This is a genomic window from Methylobacterium isbiliense (assembly GCF_022179325.1).
Lineage (GTDB): Bacteria > Pseudomonadota > Alphaproteobacteria > Rhizobiales > Beijerinckiaceae > Methylobacterium > Methylobacterium isbiliense.
The window spans coordinates 210388-232195 of the sequence record NZ_BPQQ01000022.1 but is presented as its reverse complement, the minus strand read 5'-3'; the positions used below and the strand labels follow the sequence as shown (position 1 = coordinate 232195).

Sequence of the window (21808 nt, the reverse complement as noted above, 5' to 3'; positions counted from 1 at the left end):
CGTCGAACAATCGAGATGTCCCGACGGCCCCGTCGATCCCGGGCTTGCCCGCGATCGAGATCGATGGGTCAGCGTCCGGGGCCCGTGGCATGAGCCGGGTCAGGCCGTGCGCGCGAGGTCGGCCGCGTCGCGGCCCACGAGCCGGGAGAGGGACACGCCCTCGCGCCGCAGACGCTCCGCCAGGCCCGCCTTGATCTCCCGGACGAGCCCGGGTCCGGCATAGACCAGGGCCGAGTAGAGCTGCACGAGGCTGGCGCCGGCCCGGATCTTGATCCAGGCGGCCTCGGCCGAATCGATGCCGCCGACCCCGACGAGCGGAAGCCGGGCGCCGACGCGCAGGAAGGTCTCGGCGAGGAGCCGCGTCGAGGGCGAGAACAGCGGCCGGCCCGAGAGGCCGCCGGTCTCGCGCGCGAGCGCCGTCTCGGTGAGGCCCGCGGGCCGGGCCACCGTGGTGTTCGAGACGACGAGGGCGTCGACGCCCCGCCGCAGCGCCGTCGCCGCGATGGCATCAAGGGCGTCGAGGCCGATGTCGGGGGCGATCTTGAGGAGCACGGCGGCGCGCCGCTCGGCGACGCCGGCGTCGCGCGCCTCCACCACGCGCGCGAGCAGGTCGTCGAGGAAGGCCTCGCCCTGAAGGTCGCGCAGGCCGGGAGTGTTGGGCGAGGAGACGTTCACGGTCACGAAATCGACGAGGCCCGCCAGCGCCCGGGTGCAGGCAACGTAATCGGCGATCCGGTCCTGCGACTCCTTGTTCGCCCCGATATTGGCGCCGACGATCCCTGGCCGGCCGCGGCGGGCGGCCAGGCGCGCGCTCACCACCGGCAGCCCGTCGCTGTTGAGGCCGAAGCGGTTGATCACCGCCCGGTCGCCGGTGAGCCGGAAGACGCGCGGCCGCGGGTTGCCGGGCTGGGGCCGCGGCACCACGCCGCCGACCTCAACGAAGCCGAAGCCGAGCGCGAGGAGCGCGTCGGGCACCTCCGCCCCCTTGTCGAACCCGGCCGCGAGGCCGACCGGATTGGGAAAGCGCCGGCCGAACACCTCCACGGCGAGGGCCGGATCGTCCGCCGGCGGCGCGCCGCCGGGCAGGAGGGCGAGGCCCCGGATGGTGAGCCGGTGCGCCGTCTCGGCGTCGAGGGCGTGGAGAAGCGGGCGGGCGAGGGGGAAGAGCTGCGCGAGCACGGCGGATCAGGGGTCGAGGGAGGACGGAAAGGCGTGGGCGCCGTCGGGGCCGAGGGGGAGGGGGACGACGCGGCGCACCGCGCTCATCGGCAGCGGGCCGTAGAGGTGCGGGAACAGCGCGCCGCCGCGCGAGGGCTCGTAGCGCAACGCCGCGCCGAGCGCCTCCGCCTCGACCGCCACCAGCACGAGGTCGCGGGCACCGGCGAAGTGCTTGGCCGCCGTCTCGCGCACCTGCGCGGCGGTGGAGAAGTGGATGAACCCGTCCGCGAGGTCCACCGGCGCGCCGAGGAACTGGCCGGCCGCCTCGGCCTCCCGCCACGCCGGCGCGGAGGCGATCTTGTAGACCAGCGTCATCGGCATGCTCCGGCGTTCGGTCGAGGCCGGCGGCATACCGGTCCGGGACCGCCGCCGCAACGGCGTTGCCATTCTGGTGACCTGCGGTAAAGTTCACGCCTCGGGCCCGTCGCGCGGGATCGTTCCGATCGATCGGGGCTCCGCCGGTGGATCTTCCGGCCATGCTGTCACACGAGCGGATCTGGTCCGCCATCGATCACCTGGCGCACAGGCACGGGCTCACCGCGTCGGGCCTCGCGCGCCGCGCCGGGCTGGACGCCACGAGCTTCAACCGATCCAAGCGGGTGACGCCGGACGGGCGCAAGCGCTGGCCTTCGACCGAGTCGCTGGCCAAGATCCTCGCGGCGACCGGGGCGAGCCTCGACGAGTTCGTGCACTTGGTCGATCCGCAATCGGTGCGCGCACGCGCGATGCTGCCGCTGATCCGCAGCCGCGAGGCGGATCGCTGGATCGGGCCGGACGGGCTGCCGGCCGGGGCGGACCGGGAGGAGATGGACTTTCCCGACCTCGGGGCGCAGCGCTGCTTCGCCATCGAGATCCAGGGCGGGGGCCTGCGGCCGCATTACCGCGACGGCGACGTGCTGGTGGTCAGCGCCGGGGCGAGCCTGCGCAAGGGGGACCGGGTGGTGGCGTGCCTCGACAGTGGCCTCGTCGCGGCGAACCTGAAGCGCCGCACCGCCCGGGCGGCCGAACTCGCGCCGATCGCCCCGGGCGAGCCGGAGCGCGTCATCCCGGCGGCCGAGATCCGGTGGATGGCCCGCGTGATGTGGGTGCGGCACTGAGCCGGGACCCGCTTGCGGAGCGAGGCCGACCGGGGGCGCTCCGCATCACTCCGCCGCCACCCGCGTGGCGCGCCACTGCGTCAGCAGCGCCCGCAGGGCGGCGGGCTTGAGGGGCTTGGGCAGCACCTGGACGCGCTGGGCCTGCGCGGTCTCGCGCACCGGCGGCGAGCGGTCGGCGGTGAGCAGCACCGCCGGGATGTCGGCGGCGAGCGCGGCGCGCAGGGAGGCGATCAGGTCGAGGCCGTTGCCCTCGTCGAGGTGGTAATCGGCCACGAGCACGTCCGGCCGCAGGCCCTCGCCGAGCACCCGGCTCACCGCCTCGCCGAAGGAGCCGGCCGTGTGCACGGTGCAGCCCCAGCTCGCCAGGAGCCGCGCCATGCCGCCGACGATGGCCGGCTCGTTGTCGATGCAGAACACCGACAAGCCGGCGAGCGCCACCGCGGGCGGGCGCGGCGCCTCGCCCGCTGCCTCCGCCACCGGCCGGACCGGGGCGAGCGGCACCGTGACCGAGAAGACCGAGCCGCGGCCCGGCTGCGAGGCGAGGGCGACCGGATGGTCGAGGAGCCGGGCGGCCCGCTCGACGATCGACAGGCCGAGCCCGAGCCCGCGCGCCACCTTGGCGCCCTGGTCGAGGCGCTGGAATTCCTGGAACACCAGCTTCTGCTTCGAGGCCGGGATGCCGAGCCCGGTGTCGCAGACCATCAGGACGAGGTGGTCGCGCCTGCGCCGCGCGCCCACCAGGATCCGGCCGGACGGGGTGTACTTGATGGCGTTCGACACGAGGTTCTGCAGCAGCCGCCGCAGCAGCGGGCGGTCCGAGCGGATCGCGAGCGAACAGGGCATCACCGTGAGGACGAGGCCCTTCTCCCGGGCCATCGGCTCGAACTCGCGGCGGATCTGGCGCAGCAGCTCGGCGACGCCGAAATTCGAGAATTGCGGCTTGAGGGCGCCGGTATCGAGGCGCGAGATGTCGAGGAGGGTGGTGAGGATCTCCTCCACCGCGTCGAGGGAGGCGTCGACGTTCTCGGCCAGCGTCGGATCGCCCGCGCGGTCGCGCTCGACGAGGGCGGTGGCGTAGAGGCGCGCGGCGTTGAGCGGCTGGAGGATGTCGTGGCTCGCCGCCGCGAGGAAGCGGGTCTTGCCCGCATTGGCCTCGTCGGCCTCGGCCTTGGCGCGGGTCAGCGCCTGGTTGAGGCGGGTCAGTTCCTCGGTCCGCTCCCGCACCCGGCGCTCCAGCTCCTCGTTGAGGCGGGTGCGCGCCTCCTCGGCGGCGACCGCGTCGGTGACGTCCGTGTAGGTCGCCACCACGCCGCCGTTCGGCAGGGGATTGGCGCGGATCTCGATCACCCGGCCGCGGGGATGCAGGCGCAGGCGCCGCGGCCCGGTCTCCTCCCGGAAGGCGGCGATGCGCTCGCGCACGAGGTCGTCCGGGTCGCGCTCCCCGTAGGCGCCGCGCGCGGCGTTGAAGCGCACGATCTCGTCGAGCGTCGTGCCGGTGCGGATCATCTCCGGCGGCAGGTCGTAGAGGTCCGCGAAGGCGCGGTTCCAGGCGATCAGCGTCATGTCCCGGTCGAAGACCGTGATGCCCTGGCCCGCGTGGTCGAGCCCTTGCTGGAGCAGGTCGCGGCTGTACTGGAAGGCCGCCGAGGCGTCGTCGAGGAGCCGCAGCGCCGCCCGGGGCGAGACGTTGCGCCGCCCGAGCAGCAGCGAGAGCGCGAGGCGGGCCGAGGCCGCGCCGATCGCCGAGGCCAGCAGATGCTCGGCATGGCGCAGCTCCGGCAGGCCCGCCACCGCGTCGGGCCTCAGGGCGGGGCGCCCGCTGCGGGCCGCGAATTCCTCCAGCGCCCGGGTGGCCCGCTCCTCGCCGAGGAAGCGGGCGACCGCGGCGCGCAGCTCCGCCACCGTGAGCGTGCTGCCGATGAGCCGGAAGGTCGGGGCGCCGGTGCCGGCCTCGTGCCCGAAGGCCTCCGCCTGCAGCCGCTCGATGGCGGTGGGCGGCCGCACCAGCGAGAAGACGACATAGGCCAGGGTGTTGAGCCCGAGGCTCCAGAGCGTGCCGTGCACGAGGCGCGGCAGGTCGTCGACGCCCATCAGCGCCGTGGGGCTGAGCGCCGCGATCCCGAAGGGACCGTCGCTCATGAGGCTCGCCCCCCAGGTGCCGCCCGCCTCGGTGATCAGGCTCGGCAGGAGCAGCGTGTAGACCCAGACCGCGGTGCCGGCGACGAGCCCGGCCACCGCGCCGAGCCCGGTGCCGCGCCGCCACAGCAATCCGCCCAGGAAGGCGGGGGCGATCTGCGCCACCGCCGCGAAGGACAGGAGGCCGATCGAGGCCAGCGCCGCGGTGCCGGCGATCCGCGAATAGGCGTAGGCCGCCAGCACGACGACCACGATCGCCACCCGGCGCACCGCCAGGACCACGCCGCCGAGATGCGAGGCGCCGTTGCCCCCCGGGCGGCGGCGCAGCACCACCGGGATCACGAGGTGGTTCGAGATCATGATGGCGACCGCCACCGACTCGACGATCACCATCGCGGTGGCCGCCGAGAGACCGCCCACGAAGGCGACGAGCGCGACCCCGTCCGCCCGCTCCGACAGGGGCAGGGCGAGCACGGTCATGTCGCGGGCGAGCACCCCGTCCGGGAACAGCGCGAGGCCCGCCACCGCGAGCGGAACCACGAACAGGTTGATGAGCACGAGGTAGAGCGGGAAGGTCCAGGCGGCGCGGCCGACATCCTCCACCGCCCGGTTCTCCACCACCGCCATGTGGAACTGGCGCGGCAGCAGCAGCACCGCGCAGGCGGCGAGCAGCGTCTGGACGAGGAGCGTCGCCGGGCCGGAGGTCTCCTGCGCCAGGGCGGCGGAGCCGGCCAGCAGCGCCTCGGGGGTGAGCCGCGGCGCGTCGCGCAGCACCCAGCCGACCACGAAGCCCCCGACCACCAGGAAGGCCAGGAGCTTGACGAGCGATTCGAGGGCGATCGCCAGGGTGAGCCCGTCCTGGTGCTCGGTGGCGTCGGCGTGCCGGGTGCCGAAGGCCACCGCGAAGCCCGCCAGCACCAGCGCGGTGACGAGGCCGAGATCGCCCACCATCGCGGAGGAGAGCCCGCCGGTGCCCCCCTCGGTGGCCTGGAGGAAGACCTGCAGCGACGCCGCCACCGCCCGCAATTGCAGGGCGATGTAGGGGATCGCGCCCACGATCGCGATGAGGCACACGAGGGCGGCGATGCGCTCGCTCTTGCCGTAGCGGGCGGCCACGAAGTCGGCGATGGAGGTGGAGTTCTGCGCCTTGGCCACCCGCACCACCTGCGCGACGAGGCGGTGCCCGAAGCCGATCACCAGCACCGGGCCGACATAGATGGTGAGGAAGTCCAGGCCCGAATGGCTGGCGAGCCCCACCGAGCCGAAGAAGGTCCAGGAGGTGCAGTAGACCGCCAGCGAGAGCGCGTAGATGGTCGGGCGCACCCGCTCGTCGCGCATCAGCCGGCGCCCGGACACGTCGCCCCAATGCGCCACCGCGAACAGGGCGCAGATGTAGAGGAGCGCCGTCAGCACCACCACCCAGCCCGCGATCATCGGCGCCATCCGCCCTCCGGGCCGATCCGCCCGGTTTGTCCAGATTCTGCGGAGTCTTAGCCCGAACCGGACGGGAGCGCCATCGCGGCCGGGGAGCCGCCGTCCGGGACCGCGCCCTCCCGGGCGATGGCGAGTAGCCGGTCGCACGCCACGTGCCGCTCCAGATGGTCGGCCAAGCGGTCGAGCACCGCCTCGATGCCGGCCTCGTAGGCCTCCCCGCCGGGGGCGGCCCCCAGGCGCGCGAGCCACAGCGCCCGCTGGCGGTCGTCCGCGAACAGGCCGTGCACGTAGGTGCCGCAGACCCGCCCGTCGGGCGAGACGGCTCCGTCCGGGCGCCCGTCCGCGAGGCGCAGGAGCGGGCGGGCGGCGTCGGGCCCCGCGGTCTCGCCGATATGCATCTCGTAGCCGCGGAACGGCGTGCCCTCCGGCAGGCTCGTGCCCGTCACCGCGGCGAGGCGCTTGTCCGGCGTCATCACGGTGGCGACGTCGAGGAGGCCGAGGCCCTCGACCTCGCCCGGCTCCCCCTCGATGCCGTGCGGGTCGGATAGGCGGGTGCCGAGCATCTGGTAGCCGCCGCAGAGCCCCAGCACCCGGCCGCCCCGGCGCACATGCGCCTTGAGGTCGATGTCCCAGCCCTGCGCGCGCAGGAAGTGCAGATCCGGGATGGTGGTCTTCGAGCCGGGCAGGAGCACGAGGTCGGCCGCGGCCGGGAGCGGCGTGCCCGGCTCCACCAGCACCACGCTCACCCCCGGCTCCGCCCGCAGGGGATCGAGGTCGTCGAAATTGGCGATGCGCGGCAGCACCGGCACCGCCACCACGCGGCCGCCCGGCCGCTCGGCGCCGCGCAGGCCCAGCACGTCCTCGGCGGGCAGCCGCGCCGCCTCGGGGAAATGCGGCACGAGGCCGAGCGAAGGCCAGCCGGTGCGCGCCGCGATCAGCTCCATCCCCTCGGCAAACAGGCTCGGATCGCCGCGGAAGCGGTTGACGAGGAAGCCGCGCACCAGCGCGGCATCCTGCGGATCGAGCACCGCGCGGGTCCCCACGAGGCTCGCGATCACGCCGCCGCGGTCGATGTCGCCGAGCAGCACCACCGGCGTGAGGCTCGCGCGGGCAAACCCCATATTGGCGATGTCGCCGGCCCGCAGGTTGACCTCGGAGGCCGAGCCCGCGCCCTCGACCAGCACGAGGTCGGCCTCGGCGGAGAGCCGCGCGAAGCTGTCGAGGACGGCACCCATCAGCCGCGGCTTCCAGGCCTGGTACTCCCGCGCCCGGGCGGTCCCGGCCATCCGGCCCTGCACCACGACCTGCGCGCCGATCTCGCTCTGCGGCTTGAGCAGCACCGGGTTCATGTGGACCGAGGGCGCGACGCCCGCCGCCCGCGCCTGGAGGGCCTGCGCCCGCCCGATCTCGCCCCCGTCCGGCGTGACGGCGGCGTTGTTCGACATGTTCTGGGGCTTGAACGGACGCACGCGCAGGCCGCGCCGCGCGAAGGCGCGGGCGAGGCCGGCGACGATCAGGGACTTGCCGACATCCGAGCCGGTGCCCTGGATCATCAGGGCGCGCGGGGTCATCGGCGGCGCACCGGGGGAGCGTCCGGCCGTCGCGTGTCTCGCGGGTGGGGCATGAGGTGTAAGGCCGGGTCGGGGGAATCGGGCGCCCGACGCTTAGCACCGCGTGCAGCGGGCGCAACCGCAGCCGCAGATTGGGCCGAACAGTGGCAAAGCTGCCATAGGAGACGCCCAAGCGTTGCTATACATTGTGGCAATCTCGCCGTCGCAACAGGCAGGCCCCGATGCTCAAGACGCTCGCTCTCACCGGTGCCGCCACGGCACTCCTCGCCGGAACGGCGCTCGCCGCCGACCTGCCGGTCCGTGCCGCTCCGCCGGTCTTCACGCCGGTGCCGGTCTTCACCTGGACCGGCTTCTACGCCGGGCTCCACACGAATTATGCCTTCACCGACCGGCAGCGCATCACCACGCGCGGCAACGACCTCGCGCCGACGAACACCATCGCCAACGTCGCCACGGGCCGGCGCCCCGCGGTCGTGTTCAACGAGACCGACGGCCTCGCCAATATCGGCGGCGGGTTCGGCTACAACTATCAGTTCACGCCGGGCAGCGGCTTCGTGGTCGGCATCCAGACCGACTGGGCCTGGACCGATCTCAGCAAGCGCACCGTGTTCTTCTCGGCGCTCAACGATCCCAGCCTCTACCAGCAGAGCCTCGACTGGCTCGGCACGGTGACGGGTCGGGTCGGCTACGCCTTCGACCGCTTCCTCGTCTACGGAATGGGCGGCTTCGCCTACGGCAACGTGGAGTATGCGGCGAGCTTCTTCAGCAATGCCGCCGGCAACCCGCTCGCCTATGCGGGCCGCTTCAACGACCTGCAGACCGGCTTCGCCTATGGCGGCGGCATCGAGTACGCGATCCCGACCGACAGCTTCCTGGCCCGCTTCAACGTGCTGGGCCTGCTGGGCATCAAGTCCGAGGCGGTGACCCTCAAGGCGGAATACCTGCGCTACGACCTCGGCAGCCGGAACGTGTTCGTGAACAACGTCGGCCTCGTGCTGCCCGGGGCGGCCGCCAACCCGCGCGGCTCCTACACCTCGCGCTTCACCACCGAGGGCAACCTCGTGCGCGCGGGCTTCACCTACAAGTTCGGCGGGCTCTGACGCCGCCTCGGGGCGGGACCGCACGGGCACCCGGTATCGGGGTCCTGGCCGGTCGCACCACCCTCGCCCTTCTCATCGGGGCCGGACGGCAGGGCTGTCCGGCCCCGAATTCGTTCGGGCCGCACGCGATGCCGGGGCGATCAGAACTCGATGCCCTCCTGGGCCTTCACGCCAGCCGCGAAGTGATGCTTGACCAGCGTCATCTCGGTGACGAGGTCGGCGGCAGCGATCAGCTCCGGCTTGGCGTTGCGGCCCGTGACCACGACGTGGAGATCCGGGCGGCGGGCCTGCAGCGTCGCGACCACCTCGTCGCGCGGCAGGTAGTCGTAGCGCAGCGCGATGTTGAGTTCGTCGAGAATCACGAGGCGCAGGCCGGGGTCGTCCATCAGGCGCCGGGCCTGGTCCCAGGCCGCGCGCGCCGCCGCCACGTCGCGGGCGCGGTCCTGCGTCTCCCAGGTGAAGCCCTCGCCCATCGTGTGCCAGACCATCTGATCGCCGAAGCGGTCGAGGGCGAAGCGCTCGCCGGTCTCCCAGGCGCCCTTGATGAACTGCACCACGCCGACGCGCCAGCCGCGGCCGAGCGCCCGCAGCATCAGCCCGAAGGCCGCCGTCGACTTGCCCTTGCCCGGGCCGGTATGGACGATGAGCAGGCCCTTCTCGATCGTCTTGCCCGCCACCTCCGCATCCTGCACGGCCTTGCGCTTGGCCATCCGGGCGCGGTGGCGCGCGGCCTCCTCGTCGGTCTCCATCGTCAGTCTCCCTTCACGACGAGGGGCAGCCCCGCCACGGTGAGCACCACCCGGTCGGCCAGGGCCGCGAGGCGCTGGTGCAGCCGCCCAGCCTCGTCGCGGAAGCGCCGGGCGAGCGCGTTGTCCGGCACGATGCCCAGGCCGACCTCGTTCGAGACCAGCACCAGCGGGCCGGGATGGCGGGCGCAGGCCTCGATCAGGGCGGCGGTCTCGGCGGCGAGATCAACCTCGGCCAGGAGCACGTTGGTGAGCCACAGCGTCAGGCAGTCGACCAGCACCGGCCGGCCGGTCGCGGGGCCGGCGAGCACGCCGGCGAGGTCGCGCGGCGCCTCGCGGGTCTCCCAGCCGGCGGGCCGGCGGGCGCGGTGCTGGGCGATGCGCGCCCGCATCTCGTCGTCCCAGGCCTCGGCCGTCGCCACGTAGAGCCAGGGCGGGGGCAGCGCCTCAATCAGGCGCTCCGCGTAGGCGCTCTTGCCCGAGCGGGCGCCCCCGAGCACCAGGGTGAGCCGCGGCGCCCTCGATCCGTCCTGCGTCACCGCCTGCCCCTCAATGTCCGGCCCGCCGACCCCTGTCGGGCGGGAGGGCGCCGATTGCAAGCCCGGTGGCGTGTTGCAAGCCCCGGGGCTTGCCGCTAGGGTCGCGCCCGACGGTGCCTCGGCGACGAGGTGAAAAGGGAACGCGGGACGGAGGAGGGCCTCCGGGAGCCGCGGCTGCCCCCGCAACTGTGAGCGGCGCGCGCCCGCCTTCGGCCACTGGAGCGATCCGGGAAGGCGGCGGGATGCGGACACGCCGCGAGCCAGGAGACCTGCCGTCGCCCGCATCCTCTCGACGCCGCCGGCGGGGCGGCAGGAGTTCGTCATGGTCGCCATCACCCGTACCCTTTCCCCCGCGCTGGCCGGCGAGCGGCTGACCGCGGTGCTCGTCGCCGGGTTCCTCGGCCTCGGGCTGCTGTTCGTGTCCGGGTTCGCGCCGGCCTCCGCGCTCCACAACGCGGCCCACGACTGGCGCCACGCCCACAACTTCCCCTGCCACTGACGCCGGGCCGGGTCGCCCGGCTGCCGCGGCCCCGCGCAGGGTTTCCTCATGACGATCCGATTGCTGTCGGCGGCCCTGGTCGCCGGCTTCCTCGCCGCTTGCGTCGCCTCGGGGCTGCAATTCGCCCTGACCTCGCCGCTGATCCTGCGGGCCGAGCGCTACGAGCAAGGCGGCCCCCCGCACGCGCAAGGCGCCTCCGACCAAGTCGCGTCCCTCATCGTCCTCGCCCATTCGGGCCATTCGGCCGAGGCGGCTCCGGCCGGCGAGGAGTGGCAGCCCGGCCCCGGCCTGCCGCGCCTCGCCTTCACGGCACTCGCCACGCTGGTGAGCGGCGTGGGCTACGCGCTCCTCCTCGGCGCGATCCTGGTCGCGGACGGGCGCCGGATCACGCCGGGCGAGGCGCTGCGCTTCGCGGTGGGCGGCTTCCTCGCCGCGAGCCTCGCGCCCGCCATCGGCCTGCCGCCGGAACTGCCCGGCATGGGCGGGGAGGCGCTGGAGCTGCGCCAGGCGTGGTGGGTCGCCACCGCGCTGGCGACCGGGGCGGGGCTCTACCTCCTGGCGACCCGCCGCGGGGCCTTGGCGGTCGCGCTCGCCCTCGTGCTCATCGTGGCGCCGCACCTCTGGGGGGCGCCGCATGCCGGGGAGGGCGGGGGGGCGCTGCCCGCCACCATGGCGGCGCAGTTCGCCGCCCGCTCGCTCGCGGTCTCCTTCGCGTTCTGGGCCGTGCTCGGGCTCGCCTTCGGCTGGGCCTGGGAGGCGGTGGCGCGCAGCCGGGCGGGAGCCGCCGCATGAGCCTCACCCTCTACGTCTGCACCACCTGCCGGGCCGCCACCGACGACCCGGACGGCCCGCGCGCGGGCGCCCGGCTGCTCGACGCGCTCACCGCGGCCCTGGCGGAGCGCGACACGCCCGTCGCGGTCGAGGCCGTCGAGTGCCTATCGGTGTGCAAGCGACCCTGCACGGTGGCGGTGGCCTCGCCGGGGCGCTGGACCTACGTGTACGGGGACCTCGACCCGGCGAGCGCGGCCGACACCATCCTCGACGGGATCTCGCGCTACGCCGCGACCCCGGACGGCCTCGTGCCCTGGCGCGAGCGCCCGGACGCCTTCCGCAAGGGCGTCGTCGCCCGCATCCCTCCCGCACCGGTCAGGTCCGCATGACGATCCTCCAGAAGATTCCCTGCACGATCGTCACGGGCTTCCTCGGGGCCGGCAAGACGACGCTGGTGCGCCACGTGGTGGAGCACAACGACGGGCGGCGCCTCGCGATCATCGTCAACGAGTTCGGCGACATCGGCTTCGACGGCTCGCTGCTGGCCTCCTGCGGGGTGCCGGGCTGCGACGAGGACGCCGTGGTGGAGCTGCCGAACGGCTGCATCTGCTGCACGGTCGCGGACGATTTCGTGCCGGCGCTGAACCGCCTGCTCGACCGCCCCGAGCCGCCCGAGCACATCCTGATCGAGACCTCCGGCCTCGCGCTGCCGAAGCCCCTCGTCCAGGCCTTCAACTGGCCGGCGATCCGCTCGCGGGTCACGGTGGACGGCGTGGTGGCGGTGGTGGACGGGCCGGCGGTGGCGTCGGGCGCCTTCGCGGACGATCCCGAGGCGCTCGCCGCCGAGCGCGCCGCCGACCAGTCCGTCGACCACGACAACCCGCTGGAGGAGGTTTTTGAAGATCAGCTCCTCTGCGCCGACCTCGTGGTGATGAACAAGGGCGACCTCCTCGACGCCGAGAGCCGCGCCCGCGTGCGGGCCGAGGTGGAGGCCCACCTGCCGCGGGCCGTGAAGCTCGTCGAGACGGCGCACGGCGCCATCGACCCGCGGGTGCTGCTCGGCCTCAGCGCGGGCGCCGAGAGCGATCTTGCCTCCCGTCCCTCGCATCACGAGACCGAGGCGGACCACGACCACGACGATTTCGAGAGCACGGCGGTGCCGGTGCGCGCGGCCGGCTCGCCCGACGATCTGGCGGCCCGGGTGGCGCGGGCCGCGGAGGTTCCGGGCGTCCTGCGCATCAAGGGCTTCTGCGCCGTGGCGGACAAGCCGATGCGCCTCGTGGTCCAGGGCGTCGGCCGGCGCGTGGCGCACCATTACGACCGTCCCTGGCGGCCGGGCGAGCACCGCGACGGGCGCCTCGTGGTGATCGGCCTCAAGGGCTTCGACCGCGATGCGGTGGCGGACGCCCTGAGGGGTTAGGATCACGGGAGTGCAGAGGGCGGGACGCCCTCTGCCGGGGTCCCGGGGCGGACGCCCCGGGTCTTGAGGGAGCAGGCATCATGCCGGAGCCCGCGGCGCGGCGCTGGACCGTGCAGGAGTTCTTCGCCTGGCAGGAGCGCCAGGAGGCGCGCTGCGAACGCGTGGGCGGGGTGCCGGTGCGCCCGATGGCGGGCGCCCGGAACGTCCACGACGACATCGTGGTGAACCTGCTGGCCGAGTTCCGCACCCGGCTGAGCGGCACGCCGTGCCTCCCCTTCACGGGCGACGGCAGCATCGAGACGCTGCCGGGCCAGATCCGCCGGCCGGATCTCGGCGTGGATTGCGGCGCGCGCGACCCCAACGGGCTGACGGCCGCCGAGCCCCGTCTCGTCCCCGGACCCGACGCCTGATGCATCTCCTGCGGGTCGATACGGTCTCCCTCGACGAGGGCGAGGCGGCGGTGGATCTGGGCCAGACGCCCGGCGATGTCGTGGCCCTGTCCTTCACCGATTCGGACCTCGCCGGGCTCGCCTTCGCGCAGGCCGAGGAGAGCCGGGCGGCCGCGATGCCGAGCCTGCGGCTCGCCAAGCTCGCGGCCCTGCGTCACCCGCTCTCGGTCGATCTCTACGCGGACAACGTGGTGGCACGGGCGCGGTTCGTCCTCGTGCGCTGCCTCGGCGGCCTCGACTACTGGCGCTACGGCATCGAGCGCGTGGCCGAGATCTGCCGCGTGGGCGGCATCCCGCTCGCGGTGCTGCCCGGCGACGACCGGCCCGATCCCCGCCTCGACGCCCACAGCACCGTCGCGCCGGCGCTGCGCGCGGCCCTCGACGGCTATTTCCGGGCCGGCGGGCCGGAGAACCTGCGCCGGCTTTTGCGCCGCATCGCGGCCGAACTCGGCCACCCGGTCGCGGCGGAGCCGCCGCAGGCGCTGCCGCGGGGCTTTGGCTGGTGCCCGGGCTGCGGGGTGATGGAGGTCGCGCGGGTGCCGCCCCGGCCCGCACCCGATCCCAGCGGCACCGCCCTCGTCCTCGTCTACCGCTCGGCGATCCTGGGCGGCGATACGGCGCCCGCCGCGGCGCTGGCGGCGGCGCTGCACGCACAGGGGCTGGCGCCGGTGATCGTGGCAGTGGCGAGCCTGAAGGACCCGGAGGCGGCGGCGGCGGTGCGGGAGGCGATCAAGGCCCGCCCGCCGGACGTGATCGTGGCCGCCACCGCCTTCTCGGCGCGGGACGATGCGGATTTCGTGCTCGACGCGGCCGATTGCCCGGTGATCCAGGCCTTCACGGTGGGCGCGCCACGGGCCGCCTGGGCGGCCTCGGCGCGGGGCCTGGGCGCGGCGGACCTCGCCATGCAGGTGGCCCTGCCGGAATTCGACGGGCGGCTGTCCGGCTTCCCGATCTCCTTCAAGGAGGAGGTGCGCCGCCTCGACGGCTTCGCCGAGCGCCGGGCGGTGCCGGATTTCGCCGGCATCGCCGCAACCGCCGCGCGCGCCGCCGCCTGGGTCCGGCTCGCCCGCACGCCGAGGCCCGCGCGGCGCCTCGCCCTCGTGCTCTCCGATTACCCGGCACGCGGCGGGCGGGCGGGGTTCGCGGTCGGCCTCGACACGCCCGCGAGCGCGGTCGCGATCCTCGATCACCTCGCGGCCGAGGGCTTCTCGGTGTCGGACATCCCCTCGCCCGAGGCGCTGATGCGCGCCCTGACAGGGGGGAGCGCGGACGTCGCGGTGCCGCTCGACGCCTATCGGGCGTGGCTCTCCGCGCAGCCGCCCGCGCTGCGCGACGCGCTGGCGGAACGCTGGGGCGCGCCGGAGGAGGACCCGGTGCTGCGCGACGGCGCTTTCCGGTTCCGCGCCGTGCGGGCCGGCGCCGTGCTCGTCGCGCTCCAGCCGGACCGCGGCCGGTCGGAGGATCGCAAGGCCGCCTACCACGACCCCGACGCGGTGCCGACCCACGCCTATCTGGCCTTCTACCTCGGCCTGCGCACGGCCTGCGACGCACTCGTGCATCTGGGCACCCACGGCACCACCGAGTGGCTGCCCGGCAAGGCGGTGGCGCCCTCGGCCCAGTGCTGGCCGGCGCTGGCGGTGGGGGCGCTGCCGGTGGTCTATCCGTTCATCGTCGACGATCCCGGCGAAGCGGCGCCGGCCAAGCGCCGGCTCGGCGCCGTGACGGTGGGCCACCTGACGCCCGAGACCGCCGCCGCCGGGCTCGACCCAGAGGCGGGCGCGCTGCGCGACCTCGTGGAGGAATACGCGGCCGCCACCGTGCTCGACCCGCGCCGGGCCGGGCTGATCGCCGCGGGCATCCTGGAGCGCGCGGAGGAGGCGGGCCTGCTCGCGGCGGCGGGCATCGACCGCGCGACGCCGCTGGAGGAGGCGCTGACCGCGCTCGACGCGCATCTGTGCGACCTCGCCGAGGTGACGATCCGCGACGGCCTGCACGTGTTCGGGCAGGCGCCGGAGGCGCAGGCCGCCTGCGGGGCGGGCGAGCGGGCGGGGCTCGTTGCGGCCCTCGACGGGCGCTTCGTGCGCCCGGGGCCGGCGGGCTCGCCCGCGCGCGGGCGCACCGACGTGCTGCCCACGGGCCGCAACCTCGCGACCCTCGACCCGCGGGCGCTGCCGACCCGGGCGGCGAGCCTGCTCGGCGAGCGGGCGGCGGCCGAGGTGGTGCGCCGCTACCTGCAGGACGAGGGCGAGTACCCGGCCCGGATCGTCATGGACCTGTGGGCCTCGCCGACCTTGCGCACCGGGGGCGAGGACGTGGCCCACGCGCTGGCGCTGATGGGCGTGCGCCCGACCTGGGATCATGCCTCGACGCGGGTGACGGGGTTCGAGGTGCTGCCGCTCGCCCTCCTCGACCGGCCGCGCATCGACGTGACGGTGCGGGTCTCGGGGGCCTTCCGCGACACCTTCCCGGAGGCGATGGCGCTCCTCGACCAGGCCGCCCGCGCGGTGGCGGCCCGCGAGGAGGAGGAGACGGACAACCCGCTCGCCGCCGCCCGCCGCCGGGGCGAGACGCTCGTGCGGGTCTTCGGCGCCGCCCCGGGCCGCTACGGGGCCGGGGCCGGGGGCCTCGCCCTCGACGGATCCTGGAGCGAGCGGGCCGACCTCGCCCGGGCCTATCTCGACGCGACCGCCGCCTCCGTGGGGCAGGGAAATTCGGGGCAGGGAAATTCGGGGCAGGGCGAGTCGGGGCAGGGCGCATCCGGGGACGGCGACTTCGCGGCCCGCGTCGCGGGGGCTGACGCCTTCGTGCACGCCTTCGACGTGGCGGAGCGCGACCTCCTCGACGGCGACGCGGCGGCGGACGCGCTCGGGGGCTTCGCGGCGGCGGCCGCGCTCGCCGGATCGGCGCCTGCCCTCTACAGCCTCGACGTCAGCCGGCCGGAGGCGCCCCGGGCCCGCAGCGTGGCCGAGGACGTGGCCCGGCTGGTGCGGGGCCGGCTCGCCCATCCGCGCTGGATCGCCGCGCAGCTGCGCCACGGCTGGCGCGGCGCGCAGGAACTGGCGCAGGGGCTCGACGCGGTCTTCGTGCTCGCCGCGACCACGGATGCGGTGAGCGGCGCCGATCTCGACCGGCTCTACGGCGCCTATGTGGGCGATCCCGCCGTGTTCGAGCAGGTGGAGGCCGCCAATCCGGCGGTCGCCCAGGCGATCCTCGACCGCTTCGAGGACCTGCGCCGCCGCGGCCTGTGGCACAGCCGGCGCAACTCGCTCGCGGCCCTCGACGCCCGGGAGGCGGCGGAATGAAGCCCGCGCCGCGCCGCGGCTGGTGCCCCGGCATCGGCCGGCCGATGCCGACCGGGGACGGGCTCCTCGTGCGCGTGCATCCGCCGGCGGGCGTGCTCGGCGCGGCGCAGGCCCGCGCGGCGGCCGAGGCCGCGGCCCTCGGCAACGGCCTCATCGACGTCACGGCCCGGGCCAACCTGCAGATCCGCGGCGTGACCGAGCGGACGCATGGCCTGATCGCCGCGCGCCTCTCGGAGGCCGGCCTCGGGGACGTGCGGGCGGATGGCGGTCCGCAGCGCCTCACGCTCGTCTCGCCGCTGGCGACGCTCGACCCGGCGCTGATGGAGCTGGTGGAGGCGATCGAGGCGGCGGGCCGCGCGGTCCCGGGGCTGCCCGCGAAGGCGCTGGTGGCGGTGGAGGGGCGGGGGCTCGGGGCGGTGGAGGCCGACATCCGGGTTCGGGCGGTCGGCCCGTCCGATCACGCGCCCGAGCTGCTGCCCGCACCTCGATCCGGGAGGGTCGCGCTCGCGACCGCCGGCGGTCCGCTCTGGACGGCGCCCATGGCGGATGTCTTGCTCACGGACGCCCTCGCGGCGTTGCTGCGCGGCTTCGCGGCTTCGGGCGCGCGGCGCCTGCGGGACCTCGGCGAGATGGCGCGCGCGGAGCTTCTGGCGGCCGCCGGCCTCGCGCCCGCCGCCGCGCCGCCGCCGGAGGAGCCGCCGCCGCCCGGCCCGCATCCGCTGCCGCAGGGCGGTCCGGCCCTGCTCGCCGAGTTCCCGTTCGGGCGCTGCGGCGCCGCCCTCCTCGCCGCCCTCGCCGGCCTGAGCGAACGCCACGGCGACGGACGCCTGCGCCTGACACCCTGGCGCGGCGTGATGCTGGTCGCCCGCGACGCGCCCGCCGCAGCCGCCCTCGATGCGGCCGCGCGGGACCTGGACCTGATCGTCGCGGCGCAGGATCCGCGCCGGGCCGTGGCGGCCTGCCCGGGGGCGCCGGCCTGCGCGTCCGGCGGCACGCCCGCGCAGGCCCATGCGGCCCGGCTCGCCGCGCGGCTCGGGCCCCGGCCGGCGGGCCGCATCCACGTCTCGGGCTGCCCGAAGGGCTGCGCGCATCCGGGCCGGGCCGACCTGACGCTGGTCGGCCGGCCGGACGGGCGCTACGGGGTGGTGCATGGGGGACACGCCGGAGACCCGGAGGCGATGGTGCTCACTTTCGAGGCGGTGCTTGAGGGGCTAAACAGCCCCGGAGCCGCCCTCCACCCAGACCGGGAGCCCGCATGAGCACGCGCCTCGACTACATCCGCGACGGCGCCGCGATCTACGCCCGGTCCTTCGCGATCATCCGCGCGGAATCGGACCTGTCGCGGTTCGCGGGCGCGGCCGAGCGGGTGGTGGTGCGGATGATCCACGCCTGCGGCATGACCGACCTGCCGCGCGACGTCGTGGCCTCCCCGGGCTTCGCGGAGGCCGGCGAGGCGGCGCTGCGGGCGGGCGCGCCGATCCTGTGCGATGCCCGCATGGTGGCGGACGGGGTGACGCGGGCGCGGCTGCCCGCCGGCAACGCGGTGGTCTGCACGCTGGGCGACCCGCGCGTGCCGGGCCTCGCCGCGGATCTCGGGACCACGCGCACCGCCGCCGCGATGGAATTGTGGCGCGAGCGCCTGCCCGGCGCGGTGGTGGCGGTCGGCAACGCGCCGACCGCGCTGTTCCGCCTGCTCGAACTCCTCGACGAGGGCGTGGCGCCGCCCGCCGCCGTCATCGGCGTGCCGGTGGGGTTCGTGGGGGCGGCCGAATCGAAGGAAGCGCTCGCCGAGGACGGCCGGGTGCCGTTCCTGATCGTGCGCGGGCGCCGCGGCGGCAGCGCGATGGCGGCGGCGGCCGTGAACGCGCTCGCGAGCGAGGCCGAGTGATGGACGGGGTGACGGACCTGCCGCGGGCGGGCGCCGCGGAGGAGGGGGCGCGGCCGGCGGCCGTCGTCACCGGCACGCTCTACGGCGTCGGGATGGGGCCGGGAAACCCGGACTACCTGACGGTGCGGGCCGTGCGGGTGCTGGAGCGCGCCCACCACCTCGTGCATTTCTGCAAGGCGGGCCGGCGGGGCAACGCGCGCACCATCGCGGACGCGGTGGTGCAGGATCCCGCCCGCGAATGGGCGCTCGCGTACCCGTACACGACCGAGTTGCCGCCGGACGACGCGACCTACGTGTCGGCGCTGGCGCGGTTCTACGACGAGGCGGCCGCCAGGATGGCGGACGAACTCGGGGCGGGTCGCGACGTGGCGATCCTCTCCGAGGGCGACCCGTTCTTCTACGGCTCCTTCATGCATCTGTGGCGCCGCCTCAAGGACCGCTTCCCGGTCGAGGTGGTGCCGGGCGTCACCGGCATGTCGGGCTGCTGGACCCGTGCGGGCACGCCGATCACCTGGGGCGACGACGTGCTCACCGTGCTGCCCGCGACGCTGCCCGCCGCCGTGCTGGCCCGCCGCCTCGCAGAGACCGACGCGGCCGTGATCATGAAGCTCGGCCGCCACCTGCCGAAGGTGCGCGCGGCGCTCGCCGAAGCGGGCCTGCTCGGCCGCGCGGTCTACGTGGAGCGCGGGACGATGGCGGGCGAGCGCATCGCGCTCCTGGCCGACAAGCCCGACGACCAAGCGCCCTATTTCTCGATGGTGCTGGTGCCCGGCGAAGGCCGCCGGCCATGAGCGGCCCCGTGGTGCAGGGGCCGGCGGCCCCTGCCGGGGCCGGGATGCAGGGGCCGGCGGCCCCCGCCGGGGCCGGGGGCGGAGCCCCTGCTGGGCCGGGGCGGAGCCCGGGGGGGGCGGTCTGCGTCGTCGGGCTCGGCCCGGGCGATCCGCGCTATCTCACGCCCGCCGCCGCCGAGGCGCTGGCGGCGGCCACCGACCTGATCGGCTACGCGCCCTACGTCGCCCGCATCCCGGAGCGGCCCGGGCTCGTGCGCCACGCCAGCGACAACCGGGTCGAGGTCGAGCGGGCGCGCCACGCGCTCGCACTCGCGGCCGTGGGCCGGCGGGTGGCGGTGGTGTCGGGGGGTGATCCCGGCGTGTTCGCGATGGCGGCGGCCCTGTTCGAGGCGCTGGAGGGGGGCGACCCCGCGTGGCGTGCGCTGCCGATCACGGTGGAGCCCGGCATCACCGCGATGCTGGCCGCGGCGGCGCGGGCCGGAGCGCCGCTCGGCGGCGATTTCTGCGCCCTCTCGCTCTCGGACAACCTGAAGCCCTGGGAGGTCATCACGGCGCGGCTCGACGCCGTGCTGCGGGCCGATCTCGTGATCGCGCTCTACAACCCGATCTCGCAGGCGCGGCCCTGGCAGCTCGGCGCCGCGCTCGGGCACGCGGCCGAACACCGCGCCCCCGACACCCCGGTGATCCTCGCCCGCGCGATCGGCCGGCCGGACGAGTCGCTGCGCATCCTTCCCCTCGCGGAGGCGCGCGACGCGCCGGCCGACATGGCGACCCTGGTGATCATCGGGTCGAGCGCGACGCGCCTCGTCCCGCGCGAGGGCGCGCCGCCCTTCGTCTATACCAGCCGGCGGGTGGAGGCGGCGCGATGAGCGGCGAGCCACGCCAGCGCCTCCTCCGGCCGCTCCACCCGCGCGGTCGCGGGCGCCTCGGGCTGGCGCACGATCACCACCGGCAGGCCGAGCGCGCGGGCCGCCGCGACCTTGCCGTAGGTGGCGGTGCCGCCGGAATTCTTCGTCACCAGCACGTCGATGCGGTGGCGGCGCATCAGGTCGCGCTCGGCCTCCTCGGAGAAGGGGCCGCGGGCCTCGATCACGGCGAGGTCGGGGAGGGCGAGCGCATCGCCGACCGGCTCGATGGTGCGCACGAGGTAGGCGTGGTGCGGGGCCGCCGCGAAGGCCGCGAGTTCGAGCCGCCCCACCGTGAGGAAGACGCGGCGCGGCATCTCCCCCAGCGCCGGCGCGGCCGCGGCGACGCTCTCCACCTCCTGCCAGCGGTCGCCAGCGCGCGCCGGCCAGGGGGCGCGGCGCAGGGCGAGAAGGGGCAGGCCGAGCGCCGCGCAGGCCGCGGCGGCGTTGCGCGAGATCACCTGCGCGAAAGGGTGCGTGGCATCGACCACGGCCGCGACGCCCTCGGCGGCGAGCCACGCGGCGAGGCCTTCCGCGCCGCCGAAGCCGCCGATGCGGGTCTCGATCGGCGCGGCGGCCGGCGACGCGGTGCGGCCGGCGAGCGACAGGATCGGCCGGAAGTCCGGGTTCGCGGCGAGCCGCCGCGCGAGGCCGCTCGCCTCGGTGGTGCCGCCGAGCAGGAGGATGCGCATGAAGGCCTTCTCTCCTGAGCCGGACCGCCTGTCGAGCGGCAGTCCCTGGCTGACCATCGTCGGCATCGGCGAGGAGGGCCGGGCGGGGCTGTCGCCCGCCGCCGCGCGGGCGCTCGATGCGGCGAGCCTCGTCGTCGGGGGCCGCCGCCACCTCGCGCTGGCGGCCCCGCTCGCGGCCGAGACGCTGGCATGGCCGAGCCCGATCCACGACGCCTATCCGGCGATCCTGGCCCGGCGCGGACAACCGACCTGCGTGCTCGCCACGGGCGACCCGTTCCATTACGGCATCGGGGCCGAACTCGCCCGGCTGGTGCCGGCGGCCGAGATCGTCTGCTTCCCGCAGGCCTCCGCCTTCAGCCTCGCGGCGGCGCGGCTCGGCTGGCCGCTGGCGGAATGCGCCTGCCTGACCGTGCACGGGCGGGCGCTGGAGCGGGTGATCCCGCATCTCCAGCCCGGCGCGCGGCTGATCGTGCTGTCGTGGGACGGGACGACGCCGGAGCGCCTCGCGGCCCTCCTGGCGGAGCGGGGCTTTCCGGAGTCGCGCCTCACCGTGCTGGAGGCGATGGGGGGGCCGCGCGAGCGGCGCCGGGAGGCGACCGCCGCCGGCTTTGCCGAGACGGAGATCGACCAGCTCAACGTCGTGGCGGTGGCGGTCGCGGCCGGTCCGGACGCGCGGGTGATCCCGCTCGCGCCGGGCCTCGACGATGCGTGGTTCGAGAGCGACGGCCAGCTCACCAAGGCGGAGGTGCGGGCGGTGACGCTGGCGGCCCTGCGGCCGCGGGCGGGGCAGCGCCTGTGGGACGTGGGCGCGGGCTCCGGCTCGGTGGCGATTGAGTGGTGCCTGCGGCATCCGGCGAACCGCGCGGTGGCGATCGAGGCGCAGGAGGCACGGGCGGAGCGGATCGGCCGCAACGCGCGCGCGCTCGGCGTGCCGGACCTGACCGTGATGCGCGGGCGGGCGCCCGCGGCGCTCGACGGCCTGCCGCCGCCGGATGCGGCCTTCATCGGGGGAGGGGTCTCGGACCCGGCGGTGATCGCCGCCGTCTGGGCGGCGCTGCCGCCGGGCGGGCGGGTCGTCGCCAACGCGGTCACGCTGGAGAGCGAGCCGGTGCTGATCGAGGCCCATCGCCGCCACGGCGGCACGCTGCGCCGGATCGCGATCGCCCGCGCCGAGCCGGTCGGGGCGATGCATGGCTGGCGCCCGGCGATGCCGGTGACGCAGTGGGCGGCGACGAAGCGGTGAGGGGCGC

General features: G+C 75.5%; 20 protein-coding genes and 1 riboswitch. Of the genes, 13 read left to right on the top strand and 7 right to left on the bottom strand.

What is annotated here, in order from left to right:
* Nucleotides 1-99: 99 nt before the first annotated feature.
* Nucleotides 100-1179, bottom strand: coding sequence for a quinone-dependent dihydroorotate dehydrogenase (locus tag MFF61_RS10655; protein WP_238235085.1), 1080 nt, complete (start codon nt 1177-1179; stop codon nt 100-102).
* A 6-nt stretch (nt 1180-1185) separates the two neighbouring features.
* Nucleotides 1186-1533, bottom strand: a complete 348-nt coding sequence (locus MFF61_RS10650; RefSeq protein ID WP_238235084.1) for a DUF952 domain-containing protein — start codon at nt 1531-1533, stop codon at nt 1186-1188.
* A 161-nt stretch (nt 1534-1694) separates the two neighbouring features.
* On the opposite strand from MFF61_RS10650, the gene MFF61_RS10645 reads away from it, so the two are divergent.
* Nucleotides 1695-2315, top strand: coding sequence for a LexA family transcriptional regulator (locus MFF61_RS10645; RefSeq protein ID WP_238235083.1), 621 nt, complete (start codon nt 1695-1697; stop codon nt 2313-2315).
* Nucleotides 2316-2360: 45 nt separating this feature from the next.
* Here MFF61_RS10645 and MFF61_RS10640 read toward each other — a convergent pair whose 3' ends face one another.
* The gene (locus MFF61_RS10640; protein WP_238235181.1) at nt 2361-5885 is read right to left on the bottom strand and encodes a hybrid sensor histidine kinase/response regulator; all 3525 of its coding nucleotides are present in this window, start codon (nt 5883-5885) and stop codon (nt 2361-2363) included.
* A 56-nt stretch (nt 5886-5941) separates the two neighbouring features.
* Complete coding sequence (locus tag MFF61_RS10635; protein WP_238235082.1) at nt 5942-7456, bottom strand: cobyric acid synthase; 1515 nt, start codon at nt 7454-7456, stop codon at nt 5942-5944.
* A gap of 221 nt (nt 7457-7677) precedes the next feature.
* Between MFF61_RS10635 and MFF61_RS10630 the strand changes: the two genes are divergently transcribed.
* A complete protein-coding gene (locus MFF61_RS10630; RefSeq protein WP_238235081.1) occupies nt 7678-8556 on the top strand; it encodes an outer membrane protein in 879 nt (292 codons plus the stop codon).
* Between the two features lie 140 nt (nt 8557-8696).
* Here MFF61_RS10630 and cobO read toward each other — a convergent pair whose 3' ends face one another.
* Nucleotides 8697-9305 (bottom strand): cob(I)yrinic acid a,c-diamide adenosyltransferase, encoded by a 609-nt coding sequence (cobO, locus tag MFF61_RS10625; RefSeq protein WP_238235080.1) that lies wholly within the window; start codon nt 9303-9305, stop codon nt 8697-8699.
* A 2-nt stretch (nt 9306-9307) separates the two neighbouring features.
* Nucleotides 9308-9841 (bottom strand): bifunctional adenosylcobinamide kinase/adenosylcobinamide-phosphate guanylyltransferase, encoded by a 534-nt coding sequence (cobU, locus tag MFF61_RS10620; RefSeq protein WP_238235079.1) that lies wholly within the window; start codon nt 9839-9841, stop codon nt 9308-9310.
* A gap of 94 nt (nt 9842-9935) precedes the next feature.
* A riboswitch (cobalamin riboswitch) is annotated at nt 9936-10132 on the top strand.
* Between the two features lie 31 nt (nt 10133-10163).
* Here cobU and MFF61_RS10615 point away from each other — a divergent pair.
* The 10 genes from MFF61_RS10615 to cobJ all read left to right on the top strand — a co-directional run bounded on the left by MFF61_RS10615 (nt 10164) and on the right by cobJ (nt 19830).
* On the top strand, nt 10164-10340 hold the full coding sequence (locus MFF61_RS10615; RefSeq protein WP_238235078.1) for a CbtB domain-containing protein: 177 nt from the start codon (nt 10164-10166) through the stop codon (nt 10338-10340).
* 48 nt (nt 10341-10388) lie between these two features.
* A complete protein-coding gene (locus MFF61_RS10610) occupies nt 10389-11132 on the top strand; it encodes a CbtA family protein (protein WP_238235077.1) in 744 nt (247 codons plus the stop codon).
* Nucleotides 11129-11500, top strand: coding sequence for a DUF1636 family protein (locus MFF61_RS10605; protein WP_238235076.1), 372 nt, complete (start codon nt 11129-11131; stop codon nt 11498-11500). The genes MFF61_RS10610 and MFF61_RS10605 overlap by 4 nt, the downstream gene beginning before the upstream one ends.
* Complete coding sequence (cobW, locus tag MFF61_RS10600) at nt 11497-12531, top strand: cobalamin biosynthesis protein CobW (RefSeq protein WP_238235075.1); 1035 nt, start codon at nt 11497-11499, stop codon at nt 12529-12531. The genes MFF61_RS10605 and cobW overlap by 4 nt, the downstream gene beginning before the upstream one ends.
* An 80-nt stretch (nt 12532-12611) precedes the next feature.
* Entirely contained in the window at nt 12612-12941 is a 330-nt protein-coding gene (locus MFF61_RS10595) for a Uma2 family endonuclease (protein WP_238235074.1), read from the top strand.
* Nucleotides 12941-16282 (top strand): cobaltochelatase subunit CobN, encoded by a 3342-nt coding sequence (gene cobN, locus MFF61_RS10590; protein WP_238235073.1) that lies wholly within the window; start codon nt 12941-12943, stop codon nt 16280-16282. The genes MFF61_RS10595 and cobN overlap by 1 nt, the downstream gene beginning before the upstream one ends.
* Nucleotides 16279-17541 (top strand): ferredoxin-like domain-containing protein, encoded by a 1263-nt coding sequence (locus MFF61_RS10585; RefSeq protein WP_238235072.1) that lies wholly within the window; start codon nt 16279-16281, stop codon nt 17539-17541. The genes cobN and MFF61_RS10585 overlap by 4 nt, the downstream gene beginning before the upstream one ends.
* On the top strand, nt 17538-18170 hold the full coding sequence (locus MFF61_RS10580; RefSeq protein WP_238235071.1) for a precorrin-8X methylmutase: 633 nt from the start codon (nt 17538-17540) through the stop codon (nt 18168-18170). The genes MFF61_RS10585 and MFF61_RS10580 overlap by 4 nt, the downstream gene beginning before the upstream one ends.
* On the top strand, nt 18170-18961 hold the full coding sequence (locus tag MFF61_RS10575; protein ID WP_283205987.1) for a precorrin-2 C(20)-methyltransferase: 792 nt from the start codon (nt 18170-18172) through the stop codon (nt 18959-18961). Before MFF61_RS10580 ends, MFF61_RS10575 begins: the two co-directional genes overlap by 1 nt.
* On the top strand, nt 18958-19830 hold the full coding sequence (cobJ, locus tag MFF61_RS10570; RefSeq protein ID WP_238235070.1) for a precorrin-3B C(17)-methyltransferase: 873 nt from the start codon (nt 18958-18960) through the stop codon (nt 19828-19830). Before MFF61_RS10575 ends, cobJ begins: the two co-directional genes overlap by 4 nt.
* Here cobJ and MFF61_RS10565 read toward each other — a convergent pair.
* On the bottom strand, nt 19797-20558 hold the full coding sequence (locus tag MFF61_RS10565) for a cobalt-precorrin-6A reductase (RefSeq protein WP_238235069.1): 762 nt from the start codon (nt 20556-20558) through the stop codon (nt 19797-19799). The genes cobJ and MFF61_RS10565 overlap by 34 nt on opposite strands.
* Between MFF61_RS10565 and cbiE the strand changes: the two genes are divergently transcribed.
* A complete protein-coding gene (gene cbiE / locus MFF61_RS10560) occupies nt 20557-21801 on the top strand; it encodes a precorrin-6y C5,15-methyltransferase (decarboxylating) subunit CbiE (protein WP_238235068.1) in 1245 nt (414 codons plus the stop codon). The two genes, MFF61_RS10565 and cbiE, sit on opposite strands and share 2 nt — an antisense overlap.
* Nucleotides 21802-21808: the final 7 nt, after the last annotated feature.

Excerpts from the sequence above, each read along its gene's own strand:
- MFF61_RS10580 (WP_238235071.1), top strand. The coding sequence starts at position 17,538 with ATGAGCACGCGCCTCGACTACATCCGCGACGGCGCCGCGATCTACGCC.
- MFF61_RS10610 (WP_238235077.1), top strand. The coding sequence starts at position 10,389 with ATGACGATCCGATTGCTGTCGGCGGCCCTGGTCGCCGGCTTCCTCGCC.
- MFF61_RS10615 (WP_238235078.1), top strand. The coding sequence starts at position 10,164 with ATGGTCGCCATCACCCGTACCCTTTCCCCCGCGCTGGCCGGCGAGCGG.
- MFF61_RS10585 (WP_238235072.1), top strand. The coding sequence starts at position 16,279 with ATGAAGCCCGCGCCGCGCCGCGGCTGGTGCCCCGGCATCGGCCGGCCG.
- MFF61_RS10635 (WP_238235082.1), bottom strand. The coding sequence starts at position 7,456 with ATGACCCCGCGCGCCCTGATGATCCAGGGCACCGGCTCGGATGTCGGC.
- cobJ (WP_238235070.1), top strand. The coding sequence starts at position 18,958 with ATGAGCGGCCCCGTGGTGCAGGGGCCGGCGGCCCCTGCCGGGGCCGGG.
- MFF61_RS10630 (WP_238235081.1), top strand. The coding sequence starts at position 7,678 with ATGCTCAAGACGCTCGCTCTCACCGGTGCCGCCACGGCACTCCTCGCC.
- cbiE (WP_238235068.1), top strand. The coding sequence starts at position 20,557 with ATGAAGGCCTTCTCTCCTGAGCCGGACCGCCTGTCGAGCGGCAGTCCC.
- cobN (WP_238235073.1), top strand. The coding sequence starts at position 12,941 with ATGCATCTCCTGCGGGTCGATACGGTCTCCCTCGACGAGGGCGAGGCG.
- MFF61_RS10575 (WP_283205987.1), top strand. The coding sequence starts at position 18,170 with ATGGACGGGGTGACGGACCTGCCGCGGGCGGGCGCCGCGGAGGAGGGG.
- MFF61_RS10565 (WP_238235069.1), bottom strand. The coding sequence starts at position 20,558 with ATGCGCATCCTCCTGCTCGGCGGCACCACCGAGGCGAGCGGCCTCGCG.
- MFF61_RS10645 (WP_238235083.1), top strand. The coding sequence starts at position 1,695 with ATGCTGTCACACGAGCGGATCTGGTCCGCCATCGATCACCTGGCGCAC.
- MFF61_RS10605 (WP_238235076.1), top strand. The coding sequence starts at position 11,129 with ATGAGCCTCACCCTCTACGTCTGCACCACCTGCCGGGCCGCCACCGAC.
- MFF61_RS10640 (WP_238235181.1), bottom strand. The coding sequence starts at position 5,885 with ATGATCGCGGGCTGGGTGGTGGTGCTGACGGCGCTCCTCTACATCTGC.
- cobO (WP_238235080.1), bottom strand. The coding sequence starts at position 9,305 with ATGGAGACCGACGAGGAGGCCGCGCGCCACCGCGCCCGGATGGCCAAG.
- MFF61_RS10595 (WP_238235074.1), top strand. The coding sequence starts at position 12,612 with ATGCCGGAGCCCGCGGCGCGGCGCTGGACCGTGCAGGAGTTCTTCGCC.
- cobW (WP_238235075.1), top strand. The coding sequence starts at position 11,497 with ATGACGATCCTCCAGAAGATTCCCTGCACGATCGTCACGGGCTTCCTC.
- MFF61_RS10650 (WP_238235084.1), bottom strand. The coding sequence starts at position 1,533 with ATGACGCTGGTCTACAAGATCGCCTCCGCGCCGGCGTGGCGGGAGGCC.